The organism is Paraphotobacterium marinum, from assembly GCF_002216855.1.
Lineage (GTDB): Bacteria > Pseudomonadota > Gammaproteobacteria > Enterobacterales > Vibrionaceae > Paraphotobacterium > Paraphotobacterium marinum.
The window spans coordinates 743,697-760,679 of record NZ_CP022355.1 but is presented as its reverse complement, the minus strand read 5'-3'; the positions used below and the strand labels follow the sequence as shown (position 1 = coordinate 760,679).

Annotated in this window: 16 protein-coding genes and 4 tRNA genes; 9 read left to right on the top strand and 11 right to left on the bottom strand. The window is 30.4% G+C overall.

Annotation, left to right across the window (positions count from 1 at the left end; genetic code table 11):
- Positions 1 to 73 precede the first annotated feature (73 nt).
- The 3 genes from miaA to tsaE are packed head-to-tail and all read right to left on the bottom strand — an operon-like array spanning position 74 to position 3,271.
- Positions 74 to 994, bottom strand: coding sequence for a tRNA (adenosine(37)-N6)-dimethylallyltransferase MiaA (miaA, locus tag CF386_RS04095; protein ID WP_089073166.1), 921 nt, complete (start codon positions 992 to 994; stop codon positions 74 to 76).
- On the bottom strand, positions 991 to 2,811 hold the full coding sequence (gene mutL, locus CF386_RS04090; RefSeq protein ID WP_089073165.1) for a DNA mismatch repair endonuclease MutL: 1,821 nt from the start codon (positions 2,809 to 2,811) through the stop codon (positions 991 to 993). The genes miaA and mutL overlap by 4 nt, the downstream gene beginning before the upstream one ends.
- Positions 2,801 to 3,271: a tRNA (adenosine(37)-N6)-threonylcarbamoyltransferase complex ATPase subunit type 1 TsaE gene (gene tsaE, locus CF386_RS04085; protein WP_089073164.1), complete on the bottom strand. Its 471-nt coding sequence runs from the start codon at positions 3,269 to 3,271 to the stop codon at positions 2,801 to 2,803. The genes mutL and tsaE overlap by 11 nt, the downstream gene beginning before the upstream one ends.
- 106 nt (positions 3,272 to 3,377) lie before the next feature.
- Here tsaE and queG point away from each other — a divergent pair, with 106 nt between their 5' ends.
- Positions 3,378 to 4,502 carry a tRNA epoxyqueuosine(34) reductase QueG gene (gene queG / locus CF386_RS04080; RefSeq protein WP_089073163.1) on the top strand — a complete coding sequence of 375 codons (1,125 nt, stop codon included), beginning with the start codon at positions 3,378 to 3,380 and terminating at the stop codon, positions 4,500 to 4,502.
- 234 nt (positions 4,503 to 4,736) lie between these two features.
- Here queG and CF386_RS04075 read toward each other — a convergent pair.
- The 4 genes from CF386_RS04075 to CF386_RS04060 form a co-directional block, all read right to left on the bottom strand.
- Positions 4,737 to 4,812, bottom strand: a tRNA-Gly gene (locus CF386_RS04075).
- Positions 4,813 to 4,815: 3 nt separating this feature from the next.
- A tRNA-Met gene (locus tag CF386_RS04070) sits at positions 4,816 to 4,892 on the bottom strand.
- An 18-nt stretch (positions 4,893 to 4,910) separates the two neighbouring features.
- Positions 4,911 to 4,986: transfer RNA gene (locus CF386_RS04065), tRNA-Gly, on the bottom strand.
- A gap of 3 nt (positions 4,987 to 4,989) precedes the next feature.
- Positions 4,990 to 5,066 (bottom strand) — tRNA-Met (locus CF386_RS04060).
- A 192-nt stretch (positions 5,067 to 5,258) separates the two neighbouring features.
- Between CF386_RS04060 and rsgA the strand changes: the two genes are divergently transcribed.
- The 3 genes from rsgA to CF386_RS04045 are packed head-to-tail and all read left to right on the top strand — an operon-like array spanning position 5,259 to position 7,782.
- Positions 5,259 to 6,263, top strand: coding sequence for a small ribosomal subunit biogenesis GTPase RsgA (rsgA, locus tag CF386_RS04055; RefSeq protein ID WP_089073162.1), 1,005 nt, complete (start codon positions 5,259 to 5,261; stop codon positions 6,261 to 6,263).
- 14 nt (positions 6,264 to 6,277) lie between these two features.
- Positions 6,278 to 7,117 carry an archaetidylserine decarboxylase gene (gene asd, locus CF386_RS04050; protein WP_225971682.1) on the top strand — a complete coding sequence of 280 codons (840 nt, stop codon included), beginning with the start codon at positions 6,278 to 6,280 and terminating at the stop codon, positions 7,115 to 7,117.
- A gap of 2 nt (positions 7,118 to 7,119) precedes the next feature.
- A complete protein-coding gene (locus tag CF386_RS04045) occupies positions 7,120 to 7,782 on the top strand; it encodes a carbonic anhydrase family protein (protein WP_089073161.1) in 663 nt (220 codons plus the stop codon).
- Here CF386_RS04045 and epmA read toward each other — a convergent pair.
- Both epmA and efp read right to left on the bottom strand, forming a co-directional pair.
- Positions 7,779 to 8,750, bottom strand: a complete 972-nt coding sequence (gene epmA / locus CF386_RS04040; protein WP_225971681.1) for an elongation factor P--(R)-beta-lysine ligase — start codon at positions 8,748 to 8,750, stop codon at positions 7,779 to 7,781. The two genes, CF386_RS04045 and epmA, sit on opposite strands and share 4 nt — an antisense overlap.
- 39 nt (positions 8,751 to 8,789) lie before the next feature.
- Entirely contained in the window at positions 8,790 to 9,356 is a 567-nt protein-coding gene (gene efp / locus CF386_RS04035; protein WP_089073160.1) for an elongation factor P, read from the bottom strand.
- A 32-nt stretch (positions 9,357 to 9,388) separates the two neighbouring features.
- On the opposite strand from efp, the gene epmB reads away from it, so the two are divergent.
- On the top strand, positions 9,389 to 10,399 hold the full coding sequence (epmB, locus tag CF386_RS04030) for an EF-P beta-lysylation protein EpmB (RefSeq protein WP_089073159.1): 1,011 nt from the start codon (positions 9,389 to 9,391) through the stop codon (positions 10,397 to 10,399).
- A 236-nt stretch (positions 10,400 to 10,635) separates the two neighbouring features.
- Here the strand turns inward: epmB and groL are convergent, their stop codons facing one another.
- Positions 10,636 to 12,282: a chaperonin GroEL gene (gene groL / locus CF386_RS04025; RefSeq protein ID WP_089073158.1), complete on the bottom strand. Its 1,647-nt coding sequence runs from the start codon at positions 12,280 to 12,282 to the stop codon at positions 10,636 to 10,638.
- Between the two features lie 31 nt (positions 12,283 to 12,313).
- Positions 12,314 to 12,607 (bottom strand): co-chaperone GroES, encoded by a 294-nt coding sequence (locus CF386_RS04020; RefSeq protein WP_089073157.1) that lies wholly within the window; start codon positions 12,605 to 12,607, stop codon positions 12,314 to 12,316.
- 200 nt (positions 12,608 to 12,807) lie between these two features.
- On the opposite strand from CF386_RS04020, the gene dsbD reads away from it, so the two are divergent.
- From dsbD to aroQ, 4 genes are all read left to right on the top strand, one after another.
- The gene (gene dsbD / locus CF386_RS04015; protein ID WP_089073156.1) at positions 12,808 to 14,469 is read left to right on the top strand and encodes a protein-disulfide reductase DsbD; all 1,662 of its coding nucleotides are present in this window, start codon (positions 12,808 to 12,810) and stop codon (positions 14,467 to 14,469) included.
- A gap of 70 nt (positions 14,470 to 14,539) precedes the next feature.
- Entirely contained in the window at positions 14,540 to 15,085 is a 546-nt protein-coding gene (locus CF386_RS13330) for an AMP-binding protein (protein ID WP_089073155.1), read from the top strand.
- The gene (locus CF386_RS13325; RefSeq protein WP_145955011.1) at positions 15,082 to 16,392 is read left to right on the top strand and encodes an AMP-binding protein; all 1,311 of its coding nucleotides are present in this window, start codon (positions 15,082 to 15,084) and stop codon (positions 16,390 to 16,392) included. Before CF386_RS13330 ends, CF386_RS13325 begins: the two co-directional genes overlap by 4 nt.
- Before the next feature lie 130 nt (positions 16,393 to 16,522).
- Positions 16,523 to 16,978 carry a type II 3-dehydroquinate dehydratase gene (aroQ, locus tag CF386_RS04000; RefSeq protein ID WP_089073154.1) on the top strand — a complete coding sequence of 152 codons (456 nt, stop codon included), beginning with the start codon at positions 16,523 to 16,525 and terminating at the stop codon, positions 16,976 to 16,978.
- Positions 16,979 to 16,983 lie beyond the last annotated feature (5 nt).

Here is a 16,983-nt window from a genome sequence, read left to right as displayed (position 1 = left end):
TTTTTAATACCATTAATTCATATTAACAATATAACAAAAAAATTATAGTTATAACTAGCTTTATTGAAATATTTTATGAATTTAAGTAATTATTCACCAATAAATTTACATCGTCATATTTATGTGGTTCAACAATACTAAGATTATTCCAACTTCTTAACCAGGTAATTTGTCTTTTAGCTAGCTGTCTAGTTGCACATATAGCTCTAAATATTGCTTCATCTAATAAATATTCCCCTTGCAAATACTTCCAAATTTGCCTATAGCCAACAGCCCTAATTGATGGCATATTTTCATTTAAATCCCCCCTAGAAAAAAGTGTTTTAACTTCTTCAACAAAACCTTTTTTTATCATATCATGAAATCGCTTTTCAATTTTATCATGTAAATGTTTTCTATCTTCCGGAAGTAATGCTAGCTGAAGAGGATGTAATTCAAAGTTTTGCTCTCTTTGTCTCAACAACTCGCTCATAGGTTTTTGGGAAACCCGACAAACTTCTATAGCTCTTAGAATTCTTTGAGAATCATTTGGATGCAATTTTAAGGCTGTTTCAATGTCTAATTCTTTAAGTTGTTCATATAAAAAACTAATACCTTTATTATTTAATTGATTCTCCAAACTTTGTCTAATTACAGGATTTGATTCTGGCAGGTTAGATAGTCCATCCACAAGCGATTTAAAATAAAGCATTGTTCCGCCAACTAGAATGGGTATTCTTCCTTTATCCCAGATCAATTTAATTTCTTTAAGGGCATCAATTCTAAAATTTGCAACCGAATATGTTTCTTTAGGATCTATTATATCAATAAGCTTATGGGGCGCTAATAACAACTCTTCTTCAGAAGGCTTAGCTGTCCCAATATTCATACCTTTATATATCAAGGCAGAATCTACACTAATAATATCTAATGGAAAATCTTTCATCAATTTAATAGCAAGATCAGTTTTTCCAGAAGCTGTTGGTCCCATTAAAAAGATGATTTTATTTTTCATAATAAATTTTGTCCTATTAGTTCTTCAAGGTTTAATTCAGTTGTTACTGTATCTAAAATAACTTGTGTTTCTTGCTCAAATTCACTTTCTAAACACGCAATCATATGGATTGCTTCAGATAAATTATTAATTTTGGGTGCTTGCTTAACAATAAAGTCAGTAAAGTTCTCAAATAAATCTGAGTTATTTTTAAAAATAAAGTTTTGCTCAAGGCAAAATATCCTTACAAATTCTTCTAAATATTGATCTAATTTTTTATCCTTAAGAATATTTGGAACATGGGTAAAGGTTAAATAATTCTCGAGTAATTTAAATTTGAAGCCCAACACCTCCATGTAATCCCTCTGTTTGTTTGATACTAATTCATTAAAATTCAGTTTATAAGGTATTAATAAGGGTTTAGACTCTAAACCGTGATTTTTAATCTTTTGTGCACATAAAGCTTTTGAAACTTTAAGTAGAGAAACAACTTTTAATCTATTTTCGCATGTTAACATTACACAATACCCATTTATTAAAGTAATAGGTTTACCGAGTATGTTATTGTCAATTCTATTTTCTGGGTTAACTCCAAAATTATTTGTTAATGAATTTTGGGTTTCATTTCTTTCATATGCATCAAAATAATGTATTCTGCTGGGCTCTAATTTTTTTCTTTTCGCATCTATTAAAGAAGGATATGAGTTTAAACTTTCTAATTTAATATTTTCTTGCTGGCCTATGCATCCTTTTTCATCTTCTTCTGTTTTATAATTCGTTGTAGTGTGTTCTTTAATTGAAGTACACTGATTATCATTACTTAAATCTAAAGATACTTCATTTTTTATTTTGTGATTCTTTATAAGCATGTTACTTAATGTACTCACTAAAAAATCATGCAAGATCCGGTTATTTGAAAACCTAACTTCATACTTTGATGGATGGACATTTATATCTACCTGATCTTTAGGTAAGTCAACAAAAATGATGTAATTTTGATTTATAATGTCATATCTTTTGTATGCTTGCTTAATAGCATGATTTACAACTTTATCTTTAATAACTCGACCATTAAGAAAAACAAACTGACATGAAGGTAAATTAATATCCGGATTAACAACCCATCCAGAAAGGACAATTTTTTCAAAAGTTGACTTAAAATAACTATTGTTATCAATAAAACGCTTACCAAGAATCAATGATAATCTTTTTTCAACGTCATTATTATCGGTGACCCTATTAAATTTTTTTAGAAGTTTACCATTATGGGATAAGGAAAATGAAACATGAGGATTAGATATAGCATAAGCTGTAATTAATTTTTCAACATTGATATATTCAGTTTTATCAGATTTTAGAAATTTTAGCCTAGCAGGGATATTATAAAACATATCACGAACTTCAATAAGAGTACCCTCTAAAATATTTGATAATTTGATGTTCGTGTCCATAGAATCAAATTCATTATAAATTTGCCAGCCTTGCTTTTCGCCATTTTTAATTGAAGATATCATAATACGAGATATTGAACATATACTTGATAAAGCTTCCCCCCTAAACCCCAAAGAACTCAGATATAAAAGATCATTAGATGTTGTTATTTTTGAAGTAGCATGTTTAACCAAAGATAATTTAAGATCATCTTTAAAAATGCCATCTCCATTATCCTTTATACTAATTAATGATTTACCTCCATTAACTAGCTTGATATCAATACTATCTGATCCTGCATCAAGACTATTTTCAACTAACTCCTTAATTATGGACACTGGTCTTTCAATGACTTCGCCTGCCGCAATTTGATTTGCAACAATAGTTGATAACTTCTTAATTCTCATTAGCAATCTTTTGCGTTAATGTTGAAAGTAGTTCTTTTGATTTACTAGTTATATACAATACCCTATTATCATTTTTAAAATTTATATCTATCACTAAATCAGGTTCATGCAAAATATTCATTGCAATTTCAGGCCATTCGATTAAACAAATAGAATCTTTGTGAAAGTAATCTCTAAATCCCATGAATTCAAGTTCTTCAAGATCTTTTACTCTGTATAGGTCAAAATGATAAATTATAAAATTATCAAAATTATAATTCTCTAAAATATTGTAAGTTGGGCTTTTAACTTTACCTTCGTGTCCTTTTCCATGAAGAACTCCTCTTGATAAAGTAGTTTTACCGGCACCCAAATCTCCTTTCAAGAAAACCGTCATATTCGGTAACAAATATTCTGAAAGCATTTTGCCAAAATCATAGAGTGAAGACTCACTTGTTGTTTCAATTTTTAAAACATTCATATTATAATCACATTAAACTTTTTGATAAAAAACACAAATAGATTGTTTAAATCTTAAAGATTAATTTTAACTTACTTCTAGCAAAATAAATATACTTTTTTAGCTTATGCATAAGAACAAAAAATATAATTGGAGCAAACTTAAACATCAGATCAATAACTGGTCTTTAGAATTAGGTTTTCAAGAAATGGGAGTTACAGACTTAGATCTAAACAATTACACTCCTCATTATCTTGACTGGTTAGAAAAAAAATTTCATGGTGAAATGTCTTGGATCGCTAAAAATATCGATAAAAGAACTTCTCCAGAAAAATTAGTTGATGATACGATCAGAATATTATCTTTTAGGATGGATTACTTACCTCCTGATGCTGGTTTTGCAAATAATTTAAAACAAAATAATATGGCTTATATTTCGCGTTATGCATCAGGTAGAGATTATCATAAGATCATGCGAAAAAGATTACAAAAATTAGCTGATAAAATTAATAATTCATTTGAAGATGATTTTAAGTTTCGTGCTTTTGTAGATTCAGCACCAGTATTAGAGAGACCAATTGCAGAAAAGGCCGGAATTGGTTGGCAAGGAAAAAACTCCTTAATTATTAATAAAAAAGCTGGTTCATGGTTTTTTTTAGGAGAACTATACGTAAATATACCTTTACCTATTGATAGCCCAGTAACGAATGATTGTGGTAAGTGTTCATCTTGTATCAAGATTTGCCCAACTAATGCAATTGTTGGGGATAAAGTAGTAGATGCAACAAAATGTATTTCTTATCTAACTATTGAATATGCTGGAGTAATTCCTATTGAATTAAGAAAAAAAATGGGGAATAGGATTTATGGATGCGATGATTGTCAGCTAGTTTGTCCATGGAATCGTTTTGCTTCAATCACTAATGAAAAGGATTTCTATTTTAAAGATATTACTAAAAATCAAAAACTTTTTGATTTATTGCGATGGGATGAAAGTCAATTTCTAAAAAAAACAGAAGGTTCTCCTATTAGAAGAATTGGTTATGTGAAGTGGATTAGAAATATAATTGTTGCTATGGGAAATTCTAATTTATCAGAAGAAGAAAAACTCTATATCAAATCACTTAGAGGCAAAAATAAGATCTGGGATGAGCATATAGATTGGTCATTGAATAATCAAATTAAATCTTTAAAATCAAACACACAAAAACTAATAAGAATTATTGAAAAAGGCCTCACAAGAGATGCATGATAGGCTGTGTATAAATTGAAATTTAAAAATATATAAAAAACATATCCACATAAAATGAAAAATGCATGAAAAAAAAATAACTCTATATTTCAATAAGTTAAGCGCATATTTTTTTTAAGATCTTTTTAGATCATAGTTATAAACAAACATATTAACAGAAGTTTTATTGAATAAGTTTGTATATAAAGTTATTAAATAATAAAGTTTATGTTGTTTTAGGGATTATGATATTAATGGAGCGACACACGAGGTTCGAACTCGTGACCTCAACCTTGGCAAGGTTGCGCTCTACCAGCTGAGCTAGTGTCGCTTGTGGTTGCGGGAGCTGGATTTGAACCAACGACCTTCGGGTTATGAGCCCGACGAGCTACCAAACTGCTCCATCCCGCGATAGATTCGAAGAGAATTTGGAGCGACACACGAGGTTCGAACTCGTGACCTCAACCTTGGCAAGGTTGCGCTCTACCAGCTGAGCTAGTGTCGCTTATGGTTGCGGGAGCTGGATTTGAACCAACGACCTTCGGGTTATGAGCCCGACGAGCTACCAAGCTGCTCCATCCCGCGACAGTTATTTTTCTCTTTGTGAGGGTGAATTATACGAGTATTTTTAATCGATGCAAGCATTAATTTTTAATTTCTTTAAAAAAAGTTTATTACGCACAATTAATAATCAAATTTTAAGAAAAAATCGACCATGACAAAAATATATGTAAAAATTAATATAATTAAAGCAAGTTTCAATCGTTAACAAAACTTATGGCAAAAAAAAAATTAACTAAAAACCAAAAAAATCGCATTTCTAAAAATCAAAGTAAAAAAATTGAAAGCTTTGCTTTAGATGATGGTATGTATGGTTCCCGTCAATTAGGAATAGTTATTTCAAGATTTGGCCAACATGCTGATATAAAAGCGAGTAATGGTGAAATTCATCGTTGTAATATCAGAAGAAATATCAACTCACTAGTAACTGGTGATAATGTTGTTTGGAGAAATAGCAATAATTCTAATAACATAGGGATAATAGAAGCGGTAAAAAAAAGAGATAATGAGTTATCTAGACCTGATAATTATAATCACTTGAAAATTATAGCAGCAAACATTGACCAAGTCTTCATAGTGGGGGCTATTGAACCAGAAATTTCTTTTGATCTAATTAATAAATACCTGGTTGCAATTGAACTTAAAGGATTAGTTCCACGTATTGTAATCAACAAATATGACTTAATAACAAAAAAGTTTGAGCAAGAAATTAAAGATATATCAAAGATATATAAAGCTATAGGTTATCAAGTAGATTTTGTAAGCATCTACAATAAAGACACAATAGACAAATTAAAAGATCAATTAAAAAATAAAAATAGTATTTTTGTGGGGCAATCCGGCGTCGGAAAGTCTAGTCTAATTAACGCAATTTTTTCAGAAGAAAGAACTTCCGTGGGGACGCTATCAGAAGTATCTGGTTTAGGCCAACATACAACATCAACTTCAACACTTTATTCTTTAGATAATAATGGTAATATTATTGACTCTCCAGGTGTAAGGGATTTTGCTCTGTGGTCTGATGACAAAGAAAATTTAGCTTGGGGATTTATAGAGTTTCGTCCTTTTATTGGGCTCTGCAAATATCGAGATTGTAAGCATGATCTTGATCCAGGTTGTAAAATAAGAGAGGCAGCAGAAAATGATGAAATATCATATAAAAGATACCAAAGTTTTTTAAGAATAAGTAAAAACTTAAAACACAAAAAGTTAAATAATTAAGGAAATAAATTAAATTGAATACACATATATTAATTCAAAAAATATTACCAAAACACTTCATAACTCGTTTTTTTGGTTATTTTGCTGAAAAAAAAATGGGATTTTTAACAACATTATTAATCAATATGTTCATCAAAAGATATAATGTCAATATGGCTGAATCCTCAATTCAAGATGTTAAAAAGTTTAAAACCTTCAATGAATTTTTTACGCGGAAATTAAAAAAAGATTCTCGAGAAATTTCATGTCTAGATGATTATTTTATTTCACCGTGTGATGGAACAATAAGTGAGTTTGGAACAATAAAAAGAAACAAATTACTACAGGCAAAGAATCACAATTATACAATTGAGTCTTTGATTGGTGAAAATGATGAGGAATACAACGATGGTAGTTATATTACAATTTATTTATCGCCATCAGATTACCATAGAGTTCATATGCCTCAGAAAGGCAAAATAGAAAGAATGATTTTTTTTCCAGGAAATCTATATTCAGTTAGCCCGTCAACTACACAACACATTCCTGAATTATTCGCCAGAAATGAAAGATTAGTGTGTTTTTTTAAAAATAAAGATTTTGTCCAAGTATTAGTTGGTGCTACTATTGTTGGAAGTATAGAAACTGTCTGGGAAAAAAACATATCTAATCAATATAGAAATAAATTTAACATTCATGACTACAAAAATGAGAACATTCAACTTAATAGAGGCGATGAAATGGGCCTTTTTAAATTGGGATCTACAGTTATTTTATTATTTCCAAAAGATAAAATTACATTTGAAGATAACATAAAAAATGGATGTAAAATAAAAATGGGCCAACCTATTGCTAAATTACGACAAGGAGATTAAAGATGTATGCACGCGCAATTGCTTTATTATTAACTTTAATTTTATCTGTTTCAAGCTTTACAGTAATTTGTAAAGAATTGAATAAATCACCGATTAATATCACTGCTAATAATGTTATCAGAGCAAACCTCAAAGCACTTGATATAAATCTGTCAGGAGCAGTAAGTAAAGTTAGTTTAGGTAAAGACGTAATGGTAGCTTATGCAAAAGGAAATAACTCTTTAATAGATGGAAGTCTATATAATTTATCTCAAATTGACTTTTTTAGTCCATCTCTTCATGAAGTATCTGGAAAAAAATTCCCATTAGAAGCTCAATTAATATTTGTTTCAAAAAATAATAAAGTAAAAATTGTATCGATCTTATATCAAACTGGAGTTTATAGTAATAACTTCTTATCAAAATTAATCAATTTTAAGAATAGTTCTGATAAAAATAACAACCTATCACTACCAATCAAGCAAATACTTCCTGAAGGAGGAGACTATATGACTTATAATGGTTCTTTAGTCACACCCCCATTTTCAAGTGGTATAAGGTGGTACATTATGAAAAGTTTATCTACAATTACAAAATCTCAATTAAACAAAATTAAAAGTTTAATAAGACCTAATAATAGAAAAATACAACCATTAAATGCTAGATTTATTTTAAGCAACTCTTAACATTTATCAAAGCTAAAAGAAATAACTTTATCAATGTTATTCTCTTTTAGCTCTAGCATTAAAAGTCTATCGATACCGATAGCGACCCCAGAACATTTAGGTAATCCAAACTTTAAAGATTCTATAAGATTAACATCTATTGGCACAACTTCTTTATTTTGATGTAACCTTTTAAAATTATCGTTATTAAATCTATTGTTTTGCTCAACATGATCTGATAGTTCATGAAACCCATTCGCTAGCTCTAAACCTTTGTAATATAGCTCAAAACGATCACTTATCCGTGAATCAAATTCATTTATTTTGGCTAAAGACGCTTGAGTAGCAGGGAAACTATGAACAAAAATTGGATAGTTTTCACCGAGATTTGGTTCTATTAATAGAGAGAATATTAATTGTAATAGTACATCTTTATTATTTTCTTGTTCTAATTCTTCCGATAATTCTAGACGTTTCAAACATTGTTGCCTTATTTCATTAACTGTTAGGTCCAGCGGAGAAAATTGCAGATATTTTTGGAAACATTCATCATAGGATATTATATCACATTTAGGAATGCCCATTACAAACTTTAAAAACCTTTCAATAACTTTAATTAATTCAAAATGATCAATACCAACTTGGTACCATTCAAGCATTGTGAATTCCGGGTTATGAACTTTACTAACATCTTCATTTCTAAAAGCTTTAGAAATTTGATAAATTGAACCAATTCCATCGCATAATAATCTTTTCATATGAAATTCTGGGCTTGTGCATAGGTAGTATTTTTTCTTATCAAAGTAAGTAGTGATAAACGAATCAATATTAATATCTGTAGTACCATAAGGGCTCAAAATTGGTGTGTCTACTTCTAAAATATTTTCATTAGAAAAAAAACTTCTTACCCTTTGGATGAACTGAGCCCTTAACTTTAAATTTTTAATTGATGCACTTGGCATATATGTTTGAGGGGAATTATTAGACATATTTTAGTCAAAGCGGCAAAATATATGCCGCCTTCCAGCTTATTTAACTCGGCTCACATACTCGCCGTTACGAGTATCAACTTTTATTATTTCACCAATTTGAATGAAAAGTGGCACTCGAACAACAGCACCGGTTGATAATGTTGCTGGTTTACCTCCTGTTCCTTGGGTATCGCCCTTTAATCCAGGATCAGTTTCCACAACTTCTAACTCAACAAAGTTTGGAGGTGTTACTGCAATGGGATTGCCGTTCCATAAAGTTAACATACAAGTATTGTTTTCAACCAACCACTTTGAGTTATCACCAACTGCATTATTATCAGCCGCCAATTGTTCAAAGGTTTCATTATTCATAAAATGATAAAACTCCCCATCGTTATATAAATAATCTAAATCTAAATCAACAATATCTGCGGCCTCAACTGTTTCACCTGACTTGAAAGTTTTTTCCAAAACCTTACCAGATAATAGTTTTCTAATTTTTACGCGATTAAACGCTTGTCCTTTCCCTGGTTTAACAAATTCATTTTCAATGATGACACAAGGCTCATTATCAAGCATAATCTTCATTCCACCTCGGAATTCATTGGTACTAAATGTTGCCATTATTTTCCTCTTAAATAATAGAGTTGTATAGTATGAACCATATGATAACCCAAAATGAGATAAGTGTTGAGCAAAATTGGCTATTTGAGTTAAAAAATTCTATCTCTAGCCCAAAAGCATTACTTGAAATATTACAAATTGACGAAAATCAAATTAATGATGACTTTTCAGCTAAAAAGCTATTTCCTATGAGAGTTCCTCTAAGTTTTGTTAACAGAATGAATAAACAAGATCCAAAAGATCCTCTTCTCATGCAAGTTCTTCCTGTTATGAAGGAATTTGAAGTTAATAAAAATTTTACTAAAGACCCTCTAAAAGAACAAAAAAATCAAATAACAGGATTATTACACAAATACAAAAATAGAGTTTTAATAATGTTTAAAACAGGTTGTGCTATTAATTGTAGATATTGTTTTAGAAGGCACTTTCCTTATCAAGAAAATAGTCTTAATAAAAATAAAATTAATGTAATTTTAGAATACATTAAGCAAAACTCATCAATTAATGAAGTTATATTATCTGGCGGCGATCCGTTAATGGCTAAAGACCATGAAATAAAATCCTTTTTAGAAAAATTATCATATATCAAAACAATTACAACCCTAAGAATTCATACTAGGCTTCCCGTGGTGATCCCTTCAAGAATAACTGATTCATTAGTCAAAATTTTATGCGATTCACCTTTGAAAATAGTAATTGTTACTCATATTAATCATCCAAATGAGATAAATGATGAATTTTCAAAACACATATCTAAATTAAAAAATATAACCATTTTAAATCAAAGTGTGTTCTTGAAAGGAATTAATAACGACTCAAGTATTTTAAAAAATCTGAGCGATAAATTATTTCATGCGGGTATACTTCCCTATTATATTCATGCAACTGATGCAGTAGAAGGAACTTCTCATTTTTTTGTGCCTGACTCAGAAACAAAAAAAATAATGAGAGAGCTTTTAACTTTAACTTCTGGATATTTAGTCCCAAAGTTAGTGAGAGAAAATGCTGGAGAGTTAAGCAAAACTCCAATTGATCTTTTCTAAATGAATACAGCAAAAAAGAAATATTAGTTGCTAGGTTTAAATGAAGATGACTAAAGAATGGTCGTTAGGTTCTTTATTTAATAGAAATATCTTACCATATATACTTTTAGAAACTTAAGATTGTATGAGTGACGTTACATACTACTAAGAACTAATACAAAGAAAAGCCCGAAAAACATAGCTTTACGGGCTTTTTTGAAACGTTGTGAACGTCTATGAAATGATCATAGGCCGGCTTACATCATGCCTGGCATACCACCCATACCACCCATACCGCCCATATCAGGCATTGCAGGTGCATCTTTTTGTGGTAGATCAGTTATCATTGCTTCTGTAGTGATCATCAAACCAGCTACTGATGCTGCAAATTGAATAGCAGAGCGAGTAACTTTAGTAGGATCTAAAATACCCATTTCTATCATGTCTCCATACTCAGATGTTGCAGCATTATATCCGTAACTACCAGAACCTGCTTTAACATTATTTGCAACAACTGAAGCTTCGTCACCAGCATTATTTGTGATTTGACGAAGTGGTGCTTCCATAGCTCGCATAGCTAAACGAATACCCACATTTTGATCTTCATTGTCGCCTGTTAAACCTTCTAGTTTAGAAGCTACACGAATTAATGCAACGCCACCACCAGCAACTACACCTTCTTCAACAGCAGCTCTTGTTGCATGAAGAGCATCTTCAACTCTATCTTTCTTTTCTTTCATTTCAACTTCAGTTGCAGCTCCAACTTTAATCACAGCAACTCCACCAGCAAGTTTAGCCACTCTTTCTTGAAGCTTTTCTTTGTCATAATCTGAAGTGGCTTCTTCAATTTGTTGACGAATTTGAGTTACACGTGCAGAAATTACATCTTGCTCGCCCGTACCATCAATAATAGTTGTATTATCTTTAGTAATATTAACTCTCTTAGCCTGACCCAAATCTTCTAAAGTAACTTTTTCTAGTTCTAAACCAATTTCTTCAGAAATAACAGTACCGGCAGTTAATACAGCAATATCTTGTAACATTGCTTTTCTTCTATCACCAAAACCCGGTGCTTTAACTGCAGCAACTTTAACGATACCTCTCATATTATTAACAACTAAAGTAGCTAAAGCTTCACCTTCTACATCTTCAGCAATTATCAGAAGTGGACGTGATGTTTTAGCAACAGCTTCCAATAAAGGTAATAACTCACGAATATTCGATACTTTTTTATCCGCTAATAAAATAAATGGGTTTTCAAGTTCAACTAATCCAGTTTCTTGCTTATTAATGAAGTACGGAGAAAGATATCCTCTATCAAACTGCATACCCTCTACAACATCAAGCTCATCTTGTAATGCTTGGCCTTCTTCAACAGTAATAACACCGTCTCTACCAACTCGCTCCATTGCCTCTGCAATAATATTTCCAACAGTTTGATCAGAGTTTGCAGAAATAGTTCCAACTTGAGCAATAGATTTATTGTCTGAGCAAGGAACTGATAATGTCTTTAGCTCTTCAACAGCTGCTGAAACAGCCTTATCAATACCCCTTTTTAAATCCATTGGGTTCATTCCAGCTGCAACAGCTTTATGTCCCTCATTTACAATAGATTGTGCTAAAACTGTTGCAGTAGTGGTTCCGTCTCCAGCAGCATCATTTGCTTGAGAAGCAACTTCTTTTACCATTTGAGCACCCATATTTTGAAACTTATCTTCTAGCTCAATTTCTTTAGCAACAGTTACACCATCTTTTGTTACAGTTGGAGCGCCAAAAGACTTATCTAAAACGACATTACGACCTTTAGGCCCAAGAGTTACTTTTACCGCATCAGCTAATAGGTTTACACCTTCTAGCATTTTAATTCTGGCATCATTACCAAAAACTACATCTTTTGCAGACATGTTATTATCCTCTATAATTAAAATTTAATGATTATTCTTCAATAATTGCCATGATGTCACTTTCAGACATAACTAAAACTTCTTTTCCATCAAGTTTTTCAGTTTTAGTTGTATAGCCTTCAGAAAACAATACTTTATCACCTACTTTAACATCTAATGCTCTCACTGTACCATTTTCAAGGATTTGACCATTTCCTACAGCTAGAACCACTCCTCGCGTTGATTTTTCTGCAGCAGAACCAGTTAAAACTATTCCTCCTGCAGATTTAGATTCATTTTCTTCACGTTCAACGATAACACGATCGTGTAATGGACGAATGCTCATTTACATTTACTCCTGATTAATCATAAAAATTAAATTTTACCAAAAATTGGCAATCCGTACTTTAAATGTGGGGACAAAATAAGATAAGCCAAGTCCATTTGATATTTTTTTTTAAAAAAGATAAAAATAGAAGGTTTTCTATTATTGAGTTATCATTATTAAAACAATAACATGATGATTAATAATTATATTTGTTTTCCATGCGACAATTTTTAATTTTATGTTTTGTATGTTTATTTTTATTTTCTTATTCATCACTTTCATTAGCTAATAGTGAAATAAAAGTAAATACAAAACAGAAGTTTGAACAACCCAAGTACTTAAAATCCAAGGATGCTTTTATTCTTTCATATGAAAAAAAGGATAGAATAATCACTTTACAATGGTCAATTGCACCTAATTACTATCTATATAAGAACTCTATTTCTATTACCTCCTCTGATAATAGAGACTTGTTTTTTTCTAAACCTCCAGGTATAAAATACAATGATCCTACTTTTGGATATGTAAATGTGTACAAAGAAAAAATATCTTTTCCTGTTTATTTATCTAATATCAATTCAAATACATTATTAGTTTCATATCAAGGTTGTAATATCCATGGTTTTTGTTATCCACCTCAAACAAAAACAATCGAATTGAATCCATCAATATCTGATAACTATCAAAATATACTTTCGCAATGGTTTTCGCCTTTTATGTTTTTAGTTTTCGGAATTGGTTTAGCATTTACACCATGTATATTTCCCATGTACCCTATAACTACCAAAATTCTATCTTTTCATGAACAAAAACCAAAAAAAACAATAATTAATGCAATAATTTATTTACAAGGCATAGCTGTTATCTATAGTATATTTGGTTTTATTACATCTCTTGTTGGATTAAAAGTACAATTTATATTTCAAAGTCCATTATTTTTGATAACTGCATGTATCATATTAATATTACTTGGCTTATCGATGATGTTTCAATTCCAGATTATAGGTTCTTCTAAACTAAATAATTTTATTAATCAATTATCCTTTTCATTAAGATTTAAATCCAATTATTTGAATTCATTTTTTCTTGGAATACTCGCTGGAATTTTGTGCACTCCATGTACAACCGCGCCTTTATCTGCAGTGTTAATTTATTCTACACAAGCTAATAACCCGTTATGGACATCAATTAACTTGTATCTTTTGGCCACTGGTATGACTTTACCCCTTTTAGTTTTTATTTTGGTAGGGAAAAAACATTTTCCTAAGTCGGGGGCATGGCTCAATTCAATAAAACAACTCCTTGGTTTAATCCTATTAACATTACCTATAATGATTATTCAACCTATTATAAATCCATACATAATTAAAATACTGTGGTTCATTTGGGCTTCATGTTTGTTTTTATTTATACTGAAAAAATTCAATTTTACTCTAAAATCTTCTTTATTTTTAGTTTTTATAACAATTGTTATAACTATTGCTTATTTAAACTTCAAACCTCAAAAAACTACTCAACTAAATTTTTTAAATCTAAGCACTCAATCGGAGATTGATAAACAAATAATATCTCCTGCAAATAAAGATAAATTGATTATGATTGATTTTTATGCAGACTGGTGTAGCGCCTGTAGAAAGTTGGAACACACTACTTTTGTGAACCCTAAAGTGATAAATGCTATGTTAGGTATGCAGAAAATAAGAGTAGATTTATCTGAGTTAAATGAAGAAAATTTAAAGATTATGCAAAAAATGAATATCATTGGTTTACCAACAATTTTATTTATTAAAAACAATACTATTTTAAAGAAACATACAATAACAGGATTTATCTCTGCAAATTTGATGGTGGATCATATTAATTCAATGACTTCACAATAAATGTTTGATTTTTTTCTTTTACCCGTAGTACAAAATTAAGGCATTACAATAAAAGATTAAGGAAGTATTTATGCTTAATGAAGGAAAAAAATATAATGAAAATGTTTGGAACAAATTAGCTAAAAATATAGATTGGATTAGCAAATATTCAAAAATAAATGATTCGTCATTCCATAAGCCTATAAAAATTAACTGGTTTGATGGAGGAGAGTTAAATGTCTCATATAATTGTTTAGATAGGCATTTAGAAAATAATGCTGATAAGATTGCAATTATATGGGAAAGTGAAGATGGCTTAAGTACTAAAACGATTACATATACAGATTTACATAAAAAAGTATGTCGTTTTGCTAATGTACTAAAGTCTCAAAACATATCAAAAGGTGATACTGTTTGTATTTACATGCCGATGACTATTGAAGCAATAGTAGCCATGTTAGCATGCGCAAGAATAGGAGCCATTCATAATGTTATCTTTGCTGGATTCTCTGCTAATTCCATCGCAGATAGAATAAAAGATTCAAAGTCAAAATTGATTATTTGTGGTGATTACTCAATAAGAAATCAACGAAAAATTCCATTAAAAATAACATCAGAGAAGCCCTCTCTATTTTGAATAAAAAAATAAAAACTATAATCTTTAATCCTCTTGGGAAAATAGATGATTTATACGATCACGAACTAAATTGGCATGATGAATTAAATAAAGCGTCTGAAAAAAATGAACCAACCGTATTATCATCAAATGATCCACTTTTTATATTATATACCTCGGGGTCTACTGGAACTCCAAAAGGTTTGGTTCACTCAAGTGGTGGGTATTTAGTCCATGTTCATAACACTTTTAAAGACTTATTTAACTTCAAACAAGATGATATCTACTGGAGTACCGCAGACATTGGATGGATCACTGGACATAGTTATGGTGTTTATGGACCATTATCAAATGGAGCTACCATTTTAATTTTTGAAGGAAACCCTCTTTATGAAGATGGCATAAATATAAATTCACTTATTGAAAAACATCAGGTCAATATTTTCTACACAGCCCCAACACTTATTAGATCTCTAATGTCAAAAAAACATCTAAAAAATCATGTTTCAACAAAATCTTCTTTAAAAGTATTAGGTAGCGTTGGTGAGCCTCTAAATCCTGAAGCATGGTCATGGTACTATAATGATTTTGGTCAACAAAAATGCCCTATTATTGATACATGGTGGCAAACTGAAACAGGAGGAATCCTAATTGCTCCAAAAATTAAAAATTATAAAAAAATAGCAGGTTCAGCTGGTACCAGTATTAATGGAACAGAAGGATTTATAATAAATAACCATGCAGAAGAATGCAAACCAGATGAAGAAGGTTTTTTGGTTTTCAGAGATTCTTGGCCTGGTCAAGCAATAAGTATCTTTGGTGATCATGCTCGCTTTGAAAAAACTTATTTTGAACAATTTTCAGGGTTTTATTGTAGTGGTGATGGTGCAAAAAAAGATCTCCAAAATAATTTTTTTATCACTGGTAGAATAGATGATGTTTTAAATGTATCAGGACATAGAATGGGGACATCTGAAATTGAATCCGCTATTGTAAGTCATAAGAGTGTTGTTGAAGCTGGGGTTATAGGAATTCCAGATAAAGTTAAAGGAGAAGCTATTTTTGCTTTTGTAGCCGTAGACGATCATACAAAAAAAACCACTGATTTAAAAGTTGATATCAAAAATTGGGTAAAAAAAGAAATTGGAGCACTTGCAATTCCATCTGATATTGAGTTAGTTAGCGAACTACCTAAAACTAGATCAGGCAAAATCATGAGGCGTATTTTAAAAAAGATTGCTATTAATGATTTTGATAACTTTGGGGATATATCTACATTAGCGAACCCTGAATCGGTCAATGAACTAATCTCGCTAAAAAAACAATAAATAGCGCAAAATTTCTCTAAATTTCGTTAAAATTTGAATAATATTGCTTTATCTTGTATATTATTCAAATTAAAATACATATTTGATATGAACATAGATTAATTTCAAGTTTGCAACATAAGGCATCGAAATGTCAAAAAAATATAAGTTTTTAGTCTTAAATGGACCCAACTTGAATTTATTGGGAATTCGAGAAAAAAGTATCTATGGTGATTTTACATTAGATGACTTAATTGAAAAAATTTATAGTAATTTTGATAACAGATTGGACTTGGTTAACTTCCAATCAAATTCTGAATCAGATTTAATCGATAGAATACATGAATCCTATAAATCAATTGACTTTATTGTCATAAATCCAGCCGCATACACTCATACTAGTATAGCTATACGTGATGCTCTGATGGCTGTGTCTATACCATTTATAGAAGTTCATATTTCAAATATCCATAAGAGAGAAGCATTCAGACATAATTCATATCTATCAGATATTGCAGTAGGTGTAATATGTGGATTTGGCACTGATGGTTATGTTTATGCTGTAGAATCTGGTATTAATTACTTAAAAAATTTAGAAAAAAGGTAAAAGAA

What these genes read in the sequence shown, in the direction of transcription:
- miaA (WP_089073166.1), bottom strand. Translation starts at nt 994, where the DNA reads ATGAAAAATAAAATCATCTTTTTAATGGGACCAACAGCTTCTGGAAAA.
- mutL (WP_089073165.1), bottom strand. Translation starts at nt 2,811, where the DNA reads ATGAGAATTAAGAAGTTATCAACTATTGTTGCAAATCAAATTGCGGCA.
- tsaE (WP_089073164.1), bottom strand. Translation starts at nt 3,271, where the DNA reads ATGAATGTTTTAAAAATTGAAACAACAAGTGAGTCTTCACTCTATGAT.
- queG (WP_089073163.1), top strand. Translation starts at nt 3,378, where the DNA reads ATGCATAAGAACAAAAAATATAATTGGAGCAAACTTAAACATCAGATC.
- rsgA (WP_089073162.1), top strand. Translation starts at nt 5,259, where the DNA reads ATGGCAAAAAAAAAATTAACTAAAAACCAAAAAAATCGCATTTCTAAA.
- CF386_RS04045 (WP_089073161.1), top strand. Translation starts at nt 7,120, where the DNA reads ATGTATGCACGCGCAATTGCTTTATTATTAACTTTAATTTTATCTGTT.
- epmA (WP_225971681.1), bottom strand. Translation starts at nt 8,750, where the DNA reads ATGTCTAATAATTCCCCTCAAACATATATGCCAAGTGCATCAATTAAA.
- efp (WP_089073160.1), bottom strand. Translation starts at nt 9,356, where the DNA reads ATGGCAACATTTAGTACCAATGAATTCCGAGGTGGAATGAAGATTATG.
- epmB (WP_089073159.1), top strand. Translation starts at nt 9,389, where the DNA reads ATGAACCATATGATAACCCAAAATGAGATAAGTGTTGAGCAAAATTGG.
- groL (WP_089073158.1), bottom strand. Translation starts at nt 12,282, where the DNA reads ATGTCTGCAAAAGATGTAGTTTTTGGTAATGATGCCAGAATTAAAATG.
- CF386_RS04020 (WP_089073157.1), bottom strand. Translation starts at nt 12,607, where the DNA reads ATGAGCATTCGTCCATTACACGATCGTGTTATCGTTGAACGTGAAGAA.
- dsbD (WP_089073156.1), top strand. Translation starts at nt 12,808, where the DNA reads ATGCGACAATTTTTAATTTTATGTTTTGTATGTTTATTTTTATTTTCT.
- CF386_RS13330 (WP_089073155.1), top strand. Translation starts at nt 14,540, where the DNA reads ATGCTTAATGAAGGAAAAAAATATAATGAAAATGTTTGGAACAAATTA.
- aroQ (WP_089073154.1), top strand. Translation starts at nt 16,523, where the DNA reads ATGTCAAAAAAATATAAGTTTTTAGTCTTAAATGGACCCAACTTGAAT.